This window comes from Paenibacillus periandrae (assembly GCF_022458865.1).
GTDB classification, from domain to species: Bacteria; Bacillota; Bacilli; order Paenibacillales; family NBRC-103111; genus Paenibacillus_S; species Paenibacillus_S periandrae.
This window is the reverse complement of the sequence record NZ_JAJNMU010000010.1, coordinates 1-16,101: the sequence shown is the minus strand read 5'-3', so window position 1 is coordinate 16,101 and position 16,101 is coordinate 1. Positions and strand designations below refer to the sequence as shown.

Genomic DNA, 16,101 nt, shown 5'->3' with positions numbered 1-16,101 from the left:
AATATAGTTCAACGGGTTCTTCACTCAGGAAGGGATGACAACACGGATGTCCTTGCTCTTCAAGCTCAAATCGTTCAATAATAAGCTTTTTTGGAAGTTTTTTACCAAATATTTTATGCTTATTCTTATTCCTGCCATTCTGGCAAGCGCGGTTACAAATCTTTTTGTCGTTAGTCTGATCCAGAAGGAAGCAGAGCAATCGAGCTACATCGTTATGAAGAACAATGCCCGTCAAGCCGACGCGAGCTTTCATTCGCTTCAAGTGGATATGATCAATTTATTAAGCTCGTCCAATATGAAAAGCATTCTGAAGTATGCCGGTAAGTCCCAGCTCAATATGGAACAAACCGAGATGATTTACGCGATGATGACACAGGTAACCTCCGTCATCACAGAGCCGCTGGTGTCAGGTGCTTTCCTTTATTTCGCAAATGCCGATCTGGTGATCGATAATAATATTTATACGAACAAATCATTTTATTTCAAAAATTATTACTCTCTGGATGAATTGGAATCATCGAAGCTGATCGCTCAATTTAAGGGTAAACAAATGATGCGTTTCACCGGTCCGTATCCTGCCAATCTTAGAAATAATGTTTTAGGCGACAATCAAACACGTGGTTCCAACGTTTCGGTTATTATGAGTTATCCGTTCAACTCCGATAATCCCGAGGTGTACTTTGAGGTTCATTTTCAGAAGGAAAAGCTGGAGCGGTTGATCCAGACACAGGAAAAATGGATTTCCCGGACTGCGATCATACATACTGACGGAAGTGTGATCAGCCAATCGGATACAGCAGAGCTGAACCTGAACACCTTGAATGAGGTTATCCTCACCAAGTCGGAAGGAGCCTTTTCTGCTTACAATGACCAACAGGCCGTTTCATTTGTCAGATCGGAATATGATTCCTCCTGGTATTATATCAGCTGGGTTGATTTGAAAACGCTTTTGAAGCCTGCCGAGACGCTGCGTATTTTGAGCATCGGTTTTGTATTGTTTTTTCTTCTGGTTGGAGCCTTCGTGTCTTATTATTTGAGTCGGCGTCTGTATACCCCGATCCTGGAAATTCGCAATCGTTTGCAAGCTCACCAATCCTTTATTCCGCCTGATGGAGTCGAGATTGTGCAGGATGGCAATGACTTCGATATGATTAAACGGTTTTCCAAATTGCTCATATCCGAGCATAAGGAGATGTCCCAATGGGTTAAAGGGGCGCTTCCTATCGTGCAGGAGGACTTTATTACCCAGATCCTGTTAGGTGAGTACAGAGATAACCTGTCGATTGATTATTATTCCAAAGAGATCGCCTTTCCTTGTGAAATTAAAGCTGCGCGTACGGTGCTGGTTATTGAATATCATTACTATGCACATGTGCTGGAGCAGCTGTCCGAGACATCGAAGTCGTTCCTGCTAGTTGAACTGAAGGAGAAAATCGGGAAGCAGATTTCCGATCAAATGTGGCTAAGCCAAACAAGAGCAGATGTACTGGCCTGTGTATGGCATCATGATCTGGACAATTCCTCCGATGCAGCAGAGATAGCCCGGCAGATCAAGCAGGTGCTGGAGCCTTATATGACTTATTTCAAATCGACGATCGGGATCGGCAGGACCGTACAGGAAATAAGCGAACTTCATAGCTCCTATCAATACGGTCTGGCTATGCTAAAGCAAAAAAGTCTGAATGCAGAGGTCGAAATCTGCAGCGAGGACGATGCTTGGGAGGATCGGGCCCAGATGGACAGTTTCCTGTCGTCCGAGGAAGTGAACCGTATTGCGAATATGTACAAGGCACAAGAGTATGAACGGCTGCTGCAATCCGTACTTTACCTGCTGGAATTGGGACAACGCAAGCAGGCAGGCGCGATGCAGATGAAAAGCTTGTGCGCGGATGTGCTCAATACATGGATTCGTTCCGTAGAAATTGGGCGCAATGATTTTAACATCTCATTATATTCGGGGTTATTCGAATCGTTGAACAGATGCCAGACATGGGATGAGCTTAAGCAGCATTTCGAACATATACATTCCCTGCTGTTTAAGGCTTCGTTCTCCATGAATCGAAGCGATCAGTTTGCGGAAGTGGTGCAATACATTAACGAGCATTATCAGGAGGAGCTATCGATAGAATGGTTTGCCGGTACGATGAATATGTCGGTAAGCCACTTTAGCCGGACGTTCAAGGAAGCTGTCGGTGAGAAATATATGGAATATATAACGAAGTATCGATTATCCATGGCCAAGAAGCTGCTCAATGAAACCGATATGAAAATTGAAGAGATTGCGGAGCGGGTGGGTTATCTGGGCAGCAATGCATTTATCCGAATGTTCCGCAAGTACGAAGGGATCACACCGGGCAAGTACAGAAATGTAAAATAGGCGTTTTTTGTAAGATGAGCTTTTTTTGCGGAAGCGCCTTTAACGTTAATAAACATGCAGAAAAGTCGGCCATTGGGCTGGCTTTTTTTGTATAGCCTTACTGTCAGACAAAAAAAGCCGATACGAAAAAATGCGCGATTTACAGCTGTTCGCATAATCCGTATGCTGTGGCTATGCGTTAACGGTGTGATACAGATCATAGCAAGATTTGCGGAACACGCGGGAACCGATTGGATAACATCAGGAGCGTGATGAGATGGTGGTAAGTAAATGGAAAGCTGGTTGGCAGACAGCAAGGAAGCATAAGGCGCTGTATCTGCTCATGCTGCCGGGTATATTGTATTACATTATTTTCAAGTATGTGCCTATGTACGGGGTAGTCATTGCATTTCAGGATTATTCCATGGGAAAGGGGGTTTTTGGAAGCAAGTTTGTTGGTATGAAGCACTTCGTGGAGTTTTTCGTCAATACGCCGGATTCTTGGAAGCTGATTCGCAATACAGTGCTGCTCAACTCCTATGACCTGTTGTTTCACTTTCCGGCTCCCATTATATTGGCACTGCTGTTTAATGAGCTTAAGAACAAATATTTCAGACGGTTCGTGCAGACGATCAGCTACATGCCGCACTTCTTATCAACGGTCGTTATCGCAGGCATACTCGTTATTTTTCTGTCACCGACGACCGGTATTGTTAACTTTGCATTAAAGTGGCTGGGTACGGAACCGATTATGTTTCTGGGGATTCCCGAATGGTTCCGAACGATTTATGTAGGCTCCGAGATTTGGCAAAAGATTGGCTGGGGAACGATTCTGTATCTGGCAACCATCGCCGGAGTAGATCCGGCCTTGTATGAAGCAGCCAAGATGGACGGCGCTAACCGGTATCATCAAATTCGCCATATTACTTTTGTTGGCATGATTCCGGTTATGGTCATTTTGTTTGTACTCAATCTGGGTCATTTTATGGAAATAGGCTTCCACAAAATCATATTGTTGTATAACCCACTAAATTATGAAACTGCCGATGTTATTAACACCTTTGTGTATAGAAGAGGGATTCTCGATGCCGATTTCAGCTTTGCTTCGGCCGTCGGATTGTTCCAATCGGCTATCGGCCTCATTCTGGTCGTCATCGCCAATCGTGCTGCCCGTAAATATTCCGAGACCAGTCTGTGGTAGAAAGGAGGATTAGCATGCGCTTGAAACAAAGCTTGGCATCAACCCTATTTGATGCGATTAGTATGATTTTCATGGTTTTCCTTATCATCATTATGCTTTATCCGATGGTGTATGTATTCTCGGCGTCAATTAGTGATAATGCGATGGTAGCCGGAGGTAAGGTTTTTCTTTGGCCTAAGTCACTGACCTTTGCCGCCTATGAGCGAATATTTGGAGATAAGCAGCTGTGGATCAGCTACTGGAATACAATCAGGTTTACCGTTGTTCATACGGTGCTGACGCTGCTGGCAACCTCAGCTATGGCGTATCCGCTCGCCAAGAAATGGCTGCCTTTACGGAAAACGATATTACTTATGGCCGCTTTCACGATGCTGTTTAATGGTGGATTAATCCCGACCTTTATCGTCGTCAAGCAGCTTGATTTGTTAAATTCGATCTGGGCTATCGTGCTCCCATCATTAATCAGTACATGGCATTTGTTCATTATGCGTACATTCTTCGAAGCGCTTCCCGAAGAAATTGAGGATGCGGCTACAATGGATGGCTGTGGGTCTTTTCAGGTGCTGCTGCGTATTGTCATTCCACTTTCCATGCCGGTGATGGCGACTATTGGTTTGTTTACAGCAGTTGGCCAGTGGAATGCATTTTTCGATGCACTTATTTATTTAAGTGATAACACGATGTATCCGCTGCAAATTATGATTCGTAATTATTTGATTGCGGGACTCAATCCGGCGCAAGGTGAAGGCGATCTGCAAACGATGGAAACGGTCAAATACGCTTTGATCGTGGTTGCGACACTGCCCATCCTGTGTGTATATCCATTCTTGCAGAAATACTTTACACAAGGCAGCATGATCGGCGGCGTAAAAGGTTAGTCTCTGCTGGAATGCAGCTGAATTCAGGTTAATGTTGGTAGCTGCAGATGGCTTGTTCATCTGTTACTATATACAAACAAGTTAACGAACGATAATTGGGAGGTTCAAGTAATGAAGCACAAACAAAGAACAATAGCGATGGCACTTACCTCAGTAATGCTTACGGGAGTCGCAGCGGGATGCAGCAGTGGTGGGGACAAGCCTGCGGCAGCAGGGGAAGGGGGGACCAGTGCGATCAAACCGGCTACTTATACCTGGCTGGTTGGGGATCGTATTGAAGGGCCGATTCGCCAGGATTGGGAAATTTTCAAGGAAATTGAGAAAAAAACGGGTGCCAAAATTGAGTTTCAGGCTGTACCTGCTACATCGTTAGAAGAGAAGAAAAAAATTCTGATCGCTACAAACTCTGTACCTGATATTATGCACATCACCAATCAGGAAGGGCGCGAGCAAGGTCCTGAAGGCGTATTCCTGAACCTGAAAACGTACTTGGACAAAGCACCTAACATTAAGAAATATTTTGAAGAAAATCCGGAGGCAAAAGCACTTGCAACCGCAGCAGATGGTGGAATTTACACCGTGCCGAATCTGGATTCCTATATTGGAGGCAAAGGATTTGACCATGCCTGGTATTTACGTAAGGATTTATTGGATAAATATGGACTGAAGGTTCCGACCAATATGGATGAGTTTTATCAGGTTTTAAAGGCACTTAAACAGCAAAATCCAGATTCTTATCCATTAACCATGTTCCCGCCTGCTACAGAGAAGAAGATGGGACTGTATACGGTGTTCCTGAGAGCGTTTACCGGCATTCAGGGACTCATCAATCTGAATCCTGATAACGATACCTATACATTCGCTGGATATCAAAAAGGATTCAAGGAAACCTTGCAATATTTGAACAAATTGTATAGCGAAAAGCTGCTGGATCCCGAATATTCGTTGTTAACTCGTGCTCAGTATGATGAGCGGCTAATTTCTAATAAATCGTTCGTTACGTTTGTCTGGAAAGCGGACATTGAAGACATTGCTGAAAAGGCACGCAAAGCAAGTGGGAATGCAGATTATACTATGGAAGGTTTCATGCAGGTCACTGCTCCGAATGTGAAAAACTATCAATTCGCTCGTTCAGTCGTTAACGCCAACGGGATTGCCCTTTCCAATAAGGTTAAAGATAAAGAAGCAGCAGTCAAATTACTTGACTTTTTGATAGGTGATGAAGGCAAGAAGCTGCTTTCATTGGGGATTGAAGGTAAAACCTACCAGATGGTGGATGGAAAACCGCGCTACCTGGAGTCATTTGGCACATCTCCATTTAACGGACTTCGCAAGGATTACGGTGTTTGGTTTCCTGGTATTGGCTCCGACTTTGCGCTTGCACGGTTAGCTTGGGAAAGTGCTTTGAACCCAAGGACCAAGAAGGTTAATGAGGCCTATGAACCGATTATCGTACCAGCCCCAAGAGGTTATGCAAAAACTAAAGAAGAGCAGGAGCTTGAAAAATCGAAGCTGAGTAATCTGGACAAATACATGGACCAAAAAATGGCGGAGTTTGTTGTCGGAAAGACACCGGTCAATGATGATACCATTAAAGAGTTTATAGACCAGACAAAAAAACTCGGCTTGGATGAAATTCTTACTATGTACAACACGGCCTATAAACGGACGTATGGCGGCAAATAAGCAAATATAGCTCCTCTAAACCAACCCCTTATCCGCGGATAGGGGGTTTTTCCTGAAATCGTAGAATTACTGAATATAACGTAGTATTATTAATCGCAAATCAATACCCTGCATTTTACAATGGATGTATCAAATGTAAGGGGGCTTTTAGAAAATGAGTTCAGTGCAGAAAGTCATTGATACCGATGTGCATAACACGTTTAGAACCCCGACAGACCTTGTTGAATATTTGCCCGAGCCATGGAAATCACGTGTTGCAAGCAGCGGTATTGGAAATCCCTGGCATGGAATATGGTCGCCCATAGGTGTGTTCCGCAAGGACTGTATGCCTCCAACCGGTGGGCCGGCTGCTTCCGACCCTGAATTTTTGGTAGAGAATTTGGTCGAACCGAATCATATCGAATTTGCGATCCTGACGGGTGACGCGATGAATATATGTGTGAATCCCGACCCTGACTATGCGGCGGCTATTTGTACGGCATACAATGATTATTTGATTAAGGAATGGCTGCCGGTTCATAAGTCGTTTAAAGGGGCGATGCTGGTTGCTGGTCAGGACCCGCTGCTGGCTGCCAGGGAGATTGATCGGGTTGGGGGACATCCTGACATCGTGGAGGTTCTCATGGGCAGTGCCCAACGTGCAGGACTAGGTCAGCGTCAATTTCACCCGATCTATGAAGCGGCCGTACGCAACGGCCTTCCAATGTCCATACATCCCGGAGCAGAAGGCTCGGGGGGAACCTATGCTTCAGCGGCGGGCATCCCGACTCGTTATCTGGAATGGCATACCGGTTTATCACAAAACTATATGGCCCATACGATAAGTCTCGTATGCGAAGGTGTATTTGAGAAGTTTCCTGAATTAAAATTTGTCATGCTGGAGGGTGGACTGGCTTGGCTGCCTCATCTGATGTGGCGGTTGGATAAAAACTATAAAGCATTGAGGGCTCAGGTTCCTTGGTTAAAGAGGCTGCCCAGCGAATATATCCGCGATCATTGCTACTTTTCTACTCAACCGATTGAGGAGCCCGACAATCCGAACCATCTAATCGATTTGTTCAATATGATTGACGCTGAAAACTTCATTGTTTTCTCCAGTGACTATCCGCATTGGGATAATGATGCCCCGATGGAAATATTGAAGCGTCTGAATCCCGATGCACGCCATAAAATCTTTTACGAAAATGCCAGAAAGCTGTATAACCTTTAAATGTGATTCCAACTATAGCTCGAATCCAACATTCCCTGCGGATTGTGACGTCTATCACGGGGAATGTTTATTTAATTTCGTACCTTGCCAACCCCTAAGCAGATGTGTGAAAATAGACATATACAAATAATTGGAAGGGGATTGGTGTGATAGGTGAATCGGTTTTTTGGCCCCCGCTCGTTTAATATAGCGTTGTTTTGGCAGTTTTTTGCAAGCTATTTTATTCTCTTTCTCATTCCCGTTATTATAGCCAGTACATTTACTTATGTGTTCGTAGTCAAGCTGATCGAGCAGGAGGCAGAGAATTCGAATAACATCACGATCCGCAACTTCTCCACCCAAACCGATACCGCCTTTTCTTCTCTTCAGGCTAATATGATTAATCTCCTGGGTACCTCTAACCTTAAAAGCGCTATGAAGCTGTTCGATGAGCCTGTCAAAGACCCCGACTATTATGAAATTACCCATTATCTGATGGATCAGTTAAATACGCTGGATACGGGCGATATTATCTCAAACGCTTATTTTTATTTTGCCAAATACGACATGGTTATAGGATTTAACACAGAGACAAGCAAAGAAAATTTTTTTCAATACTTTTATCCGGTCAGCGATCAGGATAAGAAAGAATATCTGAACAACTTTTCCGGTAAAAAAATGATGCATTTTACAAAGCCATATACTTTACATCAAAAAATACTGTTCACGAATGATATTGTATCGTCGAGCTCCAGCATTTCGGCAGTGATGAGCTATCCGTTCAATAGTGATCATCCTGATGTGTATCTGATCGTCAACATGAAGCTGGGTGAGCTTAGCAAGCATATTCGTATTCAGGAGAAGTGGGTTGCAGGGACCGCTATTGTTGATGTGACGGGTAACGTGATTACCGGGGCTGGTGAATCCATTGTTAATCCGCAAAAGCTGCTTGACGCAGCCCGTTCTCATTCCGAAGGAGCGCTGTATTCAGACGACCAGCTGCAAGCGTTATCATATGTGAAATCCCGCTTTAATGACGCGTGGTATTATGTCAGCCTGATCGATCTCGAAACCTTATTGAAGCCAGCGCACAGGATTCGGATGTTTAACCTTGTATTTCTCGGTTTTTTTCTGGTTCTCGGCGGGTTGGTCTCTTATTATTTAAGCAAAAGGTTATACAAGCCGATCCTCGAAATCAAAAGTGGATTGACGTCGCACCTCCGTAAATCGGTTGTGCCTGTACAGCAAAAAGGAAATGACTACGATTTTATTAAGCAGTTCTCGAAGCTATTAATATCCGAGAATAAAGAACTGTCTGAATTGGTGAGCGGGATGTCTCCGATTGTACAAGAGGATTTTATAGCGAAAATGCTGTCCGGCGAATATCGCGACAATTTATCGATCGAATTATATGCCAGAGAAATCGATTTTGTTTACGAGCGGAATGTGGCACGAACCGTTCTGTGTATTGAAATCCAGTACTATTCGTGGGTGCTTGAGCAAATTTCGGAAACGTCCAAAACGTTTATGATGGTGGAATTAAAGGAACGCATTCTCAAATCAGCATCAGGAACCGTCTGGCTGTGCCAGACAAAGCCGGATATGCTGGCGTGTGTGGTCCAGCATTCACTTTTTTTACATATCGGCCCTAAAGAGGTATCAGAGGTTGTATCGCTGATTCTTCAGCAATTTAATCCGTATTTTAAAGCTGCGATTGGAGTCGGGAAAAAAGTTCACGATATCGGTGAGCTGTACTTGTCCTATGATTCAGCCCTGGCCATGCTGCAGCATAAAAGCCTTCACTCCAGAGTCGAGATTTTAAGTGAAGAGAATGCGTGGGAAGATCGAACGCAGCTTGACAGCTTTTTATCTAGTGACGAAGTCAATCGGATTATTAATATATACAAATCACGGAATTATGCCAAGCTGCTGAAATCGGTCTTCGACCTGTTGGATATGGCAGTCGTGAAAAATGCAAGCGCTTATCAGGTAAAGGGATTATGCTCGGACGTGTTGAATACATGGATCCGGGCCGTTGAGACGGAACGTAAAGACTTGAACATTCCTTTTTACTATAGCTTGTTTGAGAAGCTGAATCGCTGTGCGACCTGGGATGAAATCAAGCAATGCTTCGAGCATATCCATACGATTATGTTTCCATTGGTGGAGCCCAGCGACCGGAGTGCGCAATTTGCACAAATATTGGACTATATTCACCAACATTACGGAGAAGAACTATCTGTGGAGAAATTTGCCCAGCAATTAAACATGTCGGTAAGCCATTTTAGCCGGACCTTCAAGGAAACAGTTGGAGAAAAATACGTGGAATATATTACAAAGCATCGCTTGATGATGTCCAAAAGATATTTGCTTGAGACCGACATGACTATCGACGTCATTTCTGAAAAAGTCGGGTATTTGGGACGGACTTCATTCATCCGAACCTTTTGCAAATATGAAGGCATTACTCCCGGCAAATATCGAACGATTCATCATCAATAACACAATGACATATCACTCCAAGCGGCCCGTTTCACTGTCATAATGACAGGGAGCGGGTCTTTGGCATTGAGCGGCATCGGCAGGCTTATTATACGTAGCTATAATTGTATGTGTCGCTATTTTTGCGGGAAGCTTGGAATAGGATAGAAGACGGGCACAATACATAAATGGCTACATAGCACAAAAATGCACGCTTTACGCCTGATGCCAAAGCACCTATCTTTAGGTCAGGAGCATGCATTACCAAGTACCGAGTGAAATGTAATCAAAAGGAGTGAGGGTGCTTTGTCAGCCAATAGCGGAGTTAATGAAGAAACGAGTGAGCGCATCGCTTCTCAAATCACAACTGGAAAGCGCTTACGCGCCAAACGTTATTTAATGAAGCATAAAGCCTTATATTTATTAATGCTCCCAGGCATCATCTATTATATTGTTTTCAAATATGTGCCGATGTACGGAGTTATTATTGCGTTTCAGAACTATTCAATCGGAAAAGGCATGCTGGGGAGCAAGTTTGTCGGACTGGCGCATTTTGTTGAGTTTTTTTATAATACGCCTGATTCGTGGAAGCTGATTCGCAATACCGTGTTATTGAATATTTACGATTTGTTGTTTCATTTTCCGACTCCGGTTACTCTGGCCTTGCTGCTTCACGAGATCAAAAATAAAACATTCAAACGAATCGTACAAAGCATCAGCTACATGCCGCATTTCCTGTCAACCGTGGTGATCGCCGGTATTCTGGTCATCTTTTTGTCGCCTTCTACCGGTATCGTCAATATATTGCTGCATAAAGCGTTTGGCATCGAGCCGACGATGTTTCTGGGCTTGCCCGAATGGTTCAGAACCATATATATCAGTTCGGAAATATGGCAAAAGGTCGGTTGGGGCACGATCCTCTATTTGGCGGCTATTGCTGGCATCGATCCCGCTTTGTATGAAGCGGCCCGAATGGATGGGGCCAATCGTCTACAGCAAATACGTCATATTACGTTGATTGGGATGATTCCGGTCATGACGATTTTATTTGTACTCAGTCTCGGTCACTTTATGGAGATCGGGTTTCAAAAAATATTGCTGCTCTATAATCCGATGAACTACGAAACGTCCGATGTGATCAATACTTTCGTCTATCGAAGAGGGGTATTGAATGCTGACTTCAGCTTCGCCTCAGCTGTAGGTTTGTTTCAATCGGTGATTGGCTTTACATTAGTCGTTACGGCCAATCGGCTTGTCAAAAAATATTCGCAGACCAGCTTATGGTAGAGGGAGGGGCAGCATGAAACGAAAAGGCTTGGGCTTCAAGCTGTTTGATATTGTCAATACGCTGATCATGGTAGTCGTCATTATGATCATGTTATATCCGATGGTGTTTGTATTTGCGGCCTCGATCAGTGATAATGCGATGGTTGCCAGCGGACAGGTTCTGCTGTGGCCCAAAGGCATCAATTTTGGTGCTTATGAAAAAATTATCGTTGATGAAAACCTGTGGATCAGCTATTGGAACACGATTCGTTATACCGTGGTGCAAACCGTTCTTACTTTAATAGCAACCTCGGCTATGGCGTATCCCTTGGCCAAAAGGTGGTTGATTGGTAGAAAATGGATCCTGATTCTGGCCGCGTTTACTCTGGTGTTCAATGGGGGACTGATTCCAACATTTCTCCTTGTCAAGCAATTAAATATGTTGGATACGATTTGGGCTATCGTGCTGCCATCCTTGATTAGCACCTGGCATCTGTTCATTATGAGGACGTTTTTTGAAGGGCTGCCGGAGGAGATTGAGGATGCGGCGATTATGGACGGCTGCGGCTCCATGCAGGTGCTGCTGAGAGTCGTTGTACCTTTATCGCTGCCGGTTATGATGACGATCGGATTATTTACAGCCGTCAATCAGTGGAATGCTTTTTTTGATGCACTGCTGTACTTGAATAACGGCAAGATGCATCCGCTGCAGATTATGCTCCGCAGTGTCCTTATAGCCGGCAATAACCCGCAGGGTGAAGGGGATCAAAGCTATATCGAATCGTTAAAATATGCATTGATCGTAATCGCGACATTGCCGATCCTGTGCGTGTATCCCTTTATCCAAAAATATTTTGTGCAGGGCAGCATGATTGGCGGCGTGAAAGGCTAGATAGCCATAGATTCCTCTGGAATCTGTTCCTATACATGAACATTAAGGGAGGTATTAGGGTGAAAAAGAGAGCATATGCAGCGACACTTACAGCTATTATGTTTGGCGGCATGATTGCCGGCTGTAGCAGCGGGGGACCCATTGCTGGCACTTCAGCGCCAGCAAAGGATACAGGCGGCACAACGGCGCCGCCAGCAGCGACAACGCCAGCCCCGGCGGCGAGCCAGCAGCCTAAAGCGGTAACGTTCACATGGCTGGCAGCTAATCGCGTGGAGGGACCGGTTAAGCAGGATTGGGAAACCTTCAAGGAAATTGAGAAGAAAACGGGCGTCAAAATTGATTTTCAGGTGATCAGCGAGGAAGCACTCCCGGAAAAAAGAAAAATAATGATTGCGACGAATACGGTCACCGACTTTATACTTGTGCCTAATCAGGACGGAAGAGATTTTGGACCGGAGAAGGTGTTCCTGAATTTAAAAGATTATTTGGACAAAGCACCGAATATCAAGAAGTTTTTTGACAATAACCCGGAAGCGAAGGCTCAAGCAACCGCAGCGAATGGCGGATATTACACCATGCCTGTATTAGAAAGTGACCCCAGCACCAAAGGCTTTAACTACGCCTGGTACGTTCGCAAGGATTTGCAGGACAAATACGGCTTGAAGGCGCCGACTACTGTAGATGAATTCTACCAATATCTGAAAGCGTTGAAAGAAAAACATCCGGATTCGTATCCGCTCACATTTCGCACACCTGTCAGCAGCCCTAACCTGACCGGGATCTTTACGGTATTCTTAAGAGCGTTCACGGGCGTCGAAGGATTCATTAACGAAACACCAGGAAGCGGCGGTCAATATGAGTTCGCCGGGTATCATAAAGGATTCAAGGATTCGTTGGTGTACATGAATAAGCTGTATGCCGAGAAGCTGCTCGAACCGGAATTCGCGCTGTTGACTACAGCACAGTGGGAGGAGCGGCTGCTGACGGGCAAATCGATGGTGACCTACTTCTGGAAGGCTGACATGGACCCGTTAATTGAAAAGGCCCGCAAAGCCAACGCCAACAATAAAGATTTTGATATGAATGTCATCCCGCAATTTGCTGCCGAGGGCGTCAAAAATTATCAGTACGCACGGCCTGCCGTCGGTACAAGCGGCCTTGCGATATCAGCTAATGTCAAAGACAAAGATGCGGCGATCAAATTTATGGATTATTTATACAGCGAGGAAGGCACGAATTTAATGTCGCTCGGCATCTTGAACAAAACCTATAAGCTGGTAGATGGCAAGCCCAGATATATGGAAGAGTTCGGTACCAGTCCCTATGTTCCATTGCGCCGTGATTGGGGCGTGTGGTTTCCCAACGTCTCGATCAATAACGCGATAGCGCGTGCTGCATGGGAAAGAGGCTTGGACGCCAAAAACAAGGAAATCAATGCTTCCTATGCCAAATTTATTATTGATGCACCCAAATCGATCGTTAAAAATGCGGATGAGCAGGAAATCGAAAAATCGAAGCTGAACAACCTCAACAAATATTTTGATCAAAAGCTAACCGAATTTGTAACTGGAAAAACACCGATCAATGATCAAACCGTTGCCGAATTTATTGACCAGTCGAAGAAACAGGGCGTAGACGATCTGCTGAAAATGTACAATGCAGCCTACAAGCGCACTTATGGGAAATAAGCCTATTCACTTGGAGTTTCGGGTGTAAACGAATGCGAACACGAAAAGACCGTCCGGCGAGCTTGCTGGACGGTCTTTCTTGGGTTAAGAAGTAGCAGACAGCAAATAAAGCTGAACAGAGGACATGGGTGTGGGGTGTAAAGTTTACGGGCCGTCTTTGAAGTCGTGTTCCAACCGCCTAGTCTAATCCACGGAACACGACTTCAACAACGGCTGGAGCCCCATACCTATGTCCTCGCCAACGCGCCAACGTATGGGTTTAGTCAACGACCTAGCCGCAGGCCGGGTTTTTCTATCAGCTGCTATTTATTCCACTGCCTGCTTCATGCCACGCTTGGGCGTAGATGTAGGAGGATAGCCTATATTTTTTTTGTAAATATAATTGAAGTAAGTTTGATCGCAATAACCGAGATAATCGGAAATCTCCTTGATCGTCATATCGGTATTAAGCAGCATCTCGCGGGCAGCGGTAATGCGCACCTGATGCAGGTATTCGACCGGTGTGCGGCCTGTTACTTCTTTAAAAACACTCGAAATGTAATTCGGAGTCCGGTCAACGTGTTGAGCAAGCTCTTTGAGACGAATCGGCTCCCGGTAGTGCTTGACGATATATTGCTGAATGTGCATAGCCAGGCTTTGCTTGGAGGAAGGATGCTGTCTGGACATCAGCTCCCGTTGGACGATCCCCAATATTTCCAGCATAATTCCTTTGGAAATAATTTCATAACACGGCATTTGCCCGATCCAGCAATCATAAAGCAAGGAAAACCGCTGCTTCAGGTAATCGAAGCTGATAGTTCGAATAAAACGGTGGTCTCCTCCAGCAAGCAGAGGTATATCAATTTCCGTAGAATCGTTGAAGTGAACGGAAAACATCTGATGGGGATCGATAGGGTCCGTGACAGCAGAACGCATAGTACCCGCTGATATAAACAGACCGTCTCCACGCTGTAGAGGAATTACGGTATCTCCTAAGGTATAAGTGATTTTTCCATTGATAACAAGCAGTAAAATATCATGTTTAGTGGGTGACCTTGATATGCTCCAGTTTTTGCCCATTTGTGAATCAAATAAAACCGATGTTATTTTCACGAGCCTGCTCCCCTCCCAATGACTTCATTTTATCATATTAATCGGAGAATCTCTCAATAAAATGTTGAATCACTTATCGTGGTCCCTTGTCTCTTTGATTACAATAAACTTAGGACATAAGGGAGGTAATGAAAGTGAGTGAGATATTGAAGGTCATCGATGTGGACGTGCATAATGAGTTGAAAAAACCGCAGGATCTGGTTCCCTATTTACCGGAGCCCTGGAAAACTCGGGTTGCTGCTTCGGGGATCGGTATGATGGGGAGCGGGTACTGGTCGCCAGTCGGTGGAATGCGCAAGGACACCAAGCCACCAGATGGAGGGGTGGAAGGATCGGACCCGGATTATATGCTCGAACAGCTGCTGGAAGAGTACAAAATGGAATATGTCGTTCTGACCGGTATTCTTTATAATATTTCAGCAACACATGATCCAGATTTTACAGCAGCTATTGCTTCTGCGTATAACGATTATTTGATTGCAGAATGGCTTCCGCGGAGCGATAAATTCAAGGGGGCCATGGTCGTATCGACAGGGGATCCTCTGCTCGCTGCGCGTGAAATCGATCGTATCGCCGGACACCCGGATATTATCGAGGTTATTATTTCCAGTGCAACCCGCGAACCGCTGGGGCATCGCATGTATCATCCGATCTATGAGGCGGCCGAGCGGCATGGACTGCCAATAGCTGTACATCCCGGAACCGAAGGTACAGGGGGTACTGGCGCTCCAACCTCAGCCGGTTATCCTACCCGATATATCGAATGGCACACGAATTTGTCTCAAATGTTTATGGCGCAATTGACCAGCGCTGTTTGTGAAGGGGTGTTCGTGAAATTTCCAAATTTGAAAATGGTTCTGCTGGAGGGTGGGGTTGCCTGGCTGCCCCATCTGATGTGGAGGCTGGACAAAAATTACAAAGCTTTGCGGGCCCAGGTGCCATGGCTGACACGTTTGCCAAGTGAGTACATTCGCGACCATTGTTTCCTGTCCACACAGCCGATTGAAGAGCCGGATAATCCCAAAGATTTGATCAGATTGTTTGATATGATGGATGCGGAAAATATTTTGATGTTTTCCAGCGACTATCCCCATTGGGACTTTGATGCCCCGGATGCGATTCTCAAACGTCTGAGCCTTGAAGCAAGAAAAAAGATTTTCTACGAAAATGCCAAAAAATTATATAAATTGTAACTCTATCGCTACAATAAACGTATGTATAACAATAGAACCGTCCGGACAGGAGTGAAGTGACCCCAAAAAGTTAGACAATATATATTAGGCTCCCTTATGGGTGTGAATCCGGTATTGTACCGGGCTCATGCCCTTTAGTTTTGCCTTTATGCGTTTGTGGTTGTAATACTGGATATATC

At 44.9% G+C, this 16,101-nt stretch carries 12 protein-coding genes; 10 read left to right on the top strand and 2 right to left on the bottom strand.

The features are described 5' to 3' along the window. Positions 1-46 precede the first annotated feature (46 nt). The 9 genes from LRL21_RS17585 (at position 47) to LRL21_RS17545 (ending at position 13,637) form a co-directional block, all read left to right on the top strand. The gene (locus tag LRL21_RS17585) at positions 47-2,377 is read left to right on the top strand and encodes a helix-turn-helix domain-containing protein (protein ID WP_240417105.1); all 2,331 of its coding nucleotides are present in this window, start codon (positions 47-49) and stop codon (positions 2,375-2,377) included. Between the two features lie 256 nt (positions 2,378-2,633). Further along, on the top strand, positions 2,634-3,557 hold the full coding sequence (locus tag LRL21_RS17580) for an ABC transporter permease (RefSeq protein WP_240417104.1): 924 nt from the start codon (positions 2,634-2,636) through the stop codon (positions 3,555-3,557). Between the two features lie 14 nt (positions 3,558-3,571). Further along, positions 3,572-4,435 carry a carbohydrate ABC transporter permease gene (locus LRL21_RS17575; RefSeq protein ID WP_240417103.1) on the top strand — a complete coding sequence of 288 codons (864 nt, stop codon included), beginning with the start codon at positions 3,572-3,574 and terminating at the stop codon, positions 4,433-4,435. Between the two features lie 111 nt (positions 4,436-4,546). Further along, positions 4,547-6,121, top strand: coding sequence for an extracellular solute-binding protein (locus LRL21_RS17570; protein ID WP_240417102.1), 1,575 nt, complete (start codon positions 4,547-4,549; stop codon positions 6,119-6,121). A 154-nt stretch (positions 6,122-6,275) separates the two neighbouring features. After that, a complete protein-coding gene (locus LRL21_RS17565; RefSeq protein ID WP_240417101.1) occupies positions 6,276-7,331 on the top strand; it encodes an amidohydrolase family protein in 1,056 nt (351 codons plus the stop codon). Between the two features lie 153 nt (positions 7,332-7,484). Further along, positions 7,485-9,812, top strand: coding sequence for a helix-turn-helix domain-containing protein (locus LRL21_RS17560; RefSeq protein WP_240417100.1), 2,328 nt, complete (start codon positions 7,485-7,487; stop codon positions 9,810-9,812). Positions 9,813-10,217: 405 nt separating this feature from the next. Beyond that, complete coding sequence (locus LRL21_RS17555) at positions 10,218-11,078, top strand: ABC transporter permease (protein ID WP_420832461.1); 861 nt, start codon at positions 10,218-10,220, stop codon at positions 11,076-11,078. A gap of 13 nt (positions 11,079-11,091) precedes the next feature. Further along, on the top strand, positions 11,092-11,949 hold the full coding sequence (locus LRL21_RS17550; RefSeq protein ID WP_240417099.1) for a carbohydrate ABC transporter permease: 858 nt from the start codon (positions 11,092-11,094) through the stop codon (positions 11,947-11,949). A 59-nt stretch (positions 11,950-12,008) separates the two neighbouring features. Further along, positions 12,009-13,637 carry an extracellular solute-binding protein gene (locus tag LRL21_RS17545; protein WP_240417098.1) on the top strand — a complete coding sequence of 543 codons (1,629 nt, stop codon included), beginning with the start codon at positions 12,009-12,011 and terminating at the stop codon, positions 13,635-13,637. 306 nt (positions 13,638-13,943) lie between these two features. On the opposite strand, the gene LRL21_RS46295 is transcribed toward LRL21_RS17545, so the two are convergent. Beyond that, positions 13,944-14,729, bottom strand: a complete 786-nt coding sequence (locus LRL21_RS46295) for a helix-turn-helix domain-containing protein (RefSeq protein WP_240417097.1) — start codon at positions 14,727-14,729, stop codon at positions 13,944-13,946. A gap of 128 nt (positions 14,730-14,857) precedes the next feature. On the opposite strand from LRL21_RS46295, the gene LRL21_RS17535 reads away from it, so the two are divergent. Then, positions 14,858-15,922, top strand: a complete 1,065-nt coding sequence (locus tag LRL21_RS17535) for an amidohydrolase family protein (RefSeq protein WP_240417096.1) — start codon at positions 14,858-14,860, stop codon at positions 15,920-15,922. A gap of 84 nt (positions 15,923-16,006) precedes the next feature. Here LRL21_RS17535 and LRL21_RS17530 read toward each other — a convergent pair. After that, positions 16,007-16,101 (bottom strand): IS3 family transposase (locus LRL21_RS17530; protein ID WP_240415445.1); only part of this gene is annotated, 95 nt, incomplete at its 5' end.

What these genes read in the sequence shown, in the direction of transcription:
- LRL21_RS17585 (WP_240417105.1), top strand. Translation starts at nt 47, where the DNA reads ATGTCCTTGCTCTTCAAGCTCAAATCGTTCAATAATAAGCTTTTTTGG.
- LRL21_RS17580 (WP_240417104.1), top strand. Translation starts at nt 2,634, where the DNA reads ATGGTGGTAAGTAAATGGAAAGCTGGTTGGCAGACAGCAAGGAAGCAT.
- LRL21_RS17575 (WP_240417103.1), top strand. Translation starts at nt 3,572, where the DNA reads ATGCGCTTGAAACAAAGCTTGGCATCAACCCTATTTGATGCGATTAGT.
- LRL21_RS17570 (WP_240417102.1), top strand. Translation starts at nt 4,547, where the DNA reads ATGAAGCACAAACAAAGAACAATAGCGATGGCACTTACCTCAGTAATG.
- LRL21_RS17565 (WP_240417101.1), top strand. Translation starts at nt 6,276, where the DNA reads ATGAGTTCAGTGCAGAAAGTCATTGATACCGATGTGCATAACACGTTT.
- LRL21_RS17555 (WP_420832461.1), top strand. Translation starts at nt 10,218, where the DNA reads ATGCTCCCAGGCATCATCTATTATATTGTTTTCAAATATGTGCCGATG.
- LRL21_RS17550 (WP_240417099.1), top strand. Translation starts at nt 11,092, where the DNA reads ATGAAACGAAAAGGCTTGGGCTTCAAGCTGTTTGATATTGTCAATACG.
- LRL21_RS17535 (WP_240417096.1), top strand. Translation starts at nt 14,858, where the DNA reads ATGAAAGTGAGTGAGATATTGAAGGTCATCGATGTGGACGTGCATAAT.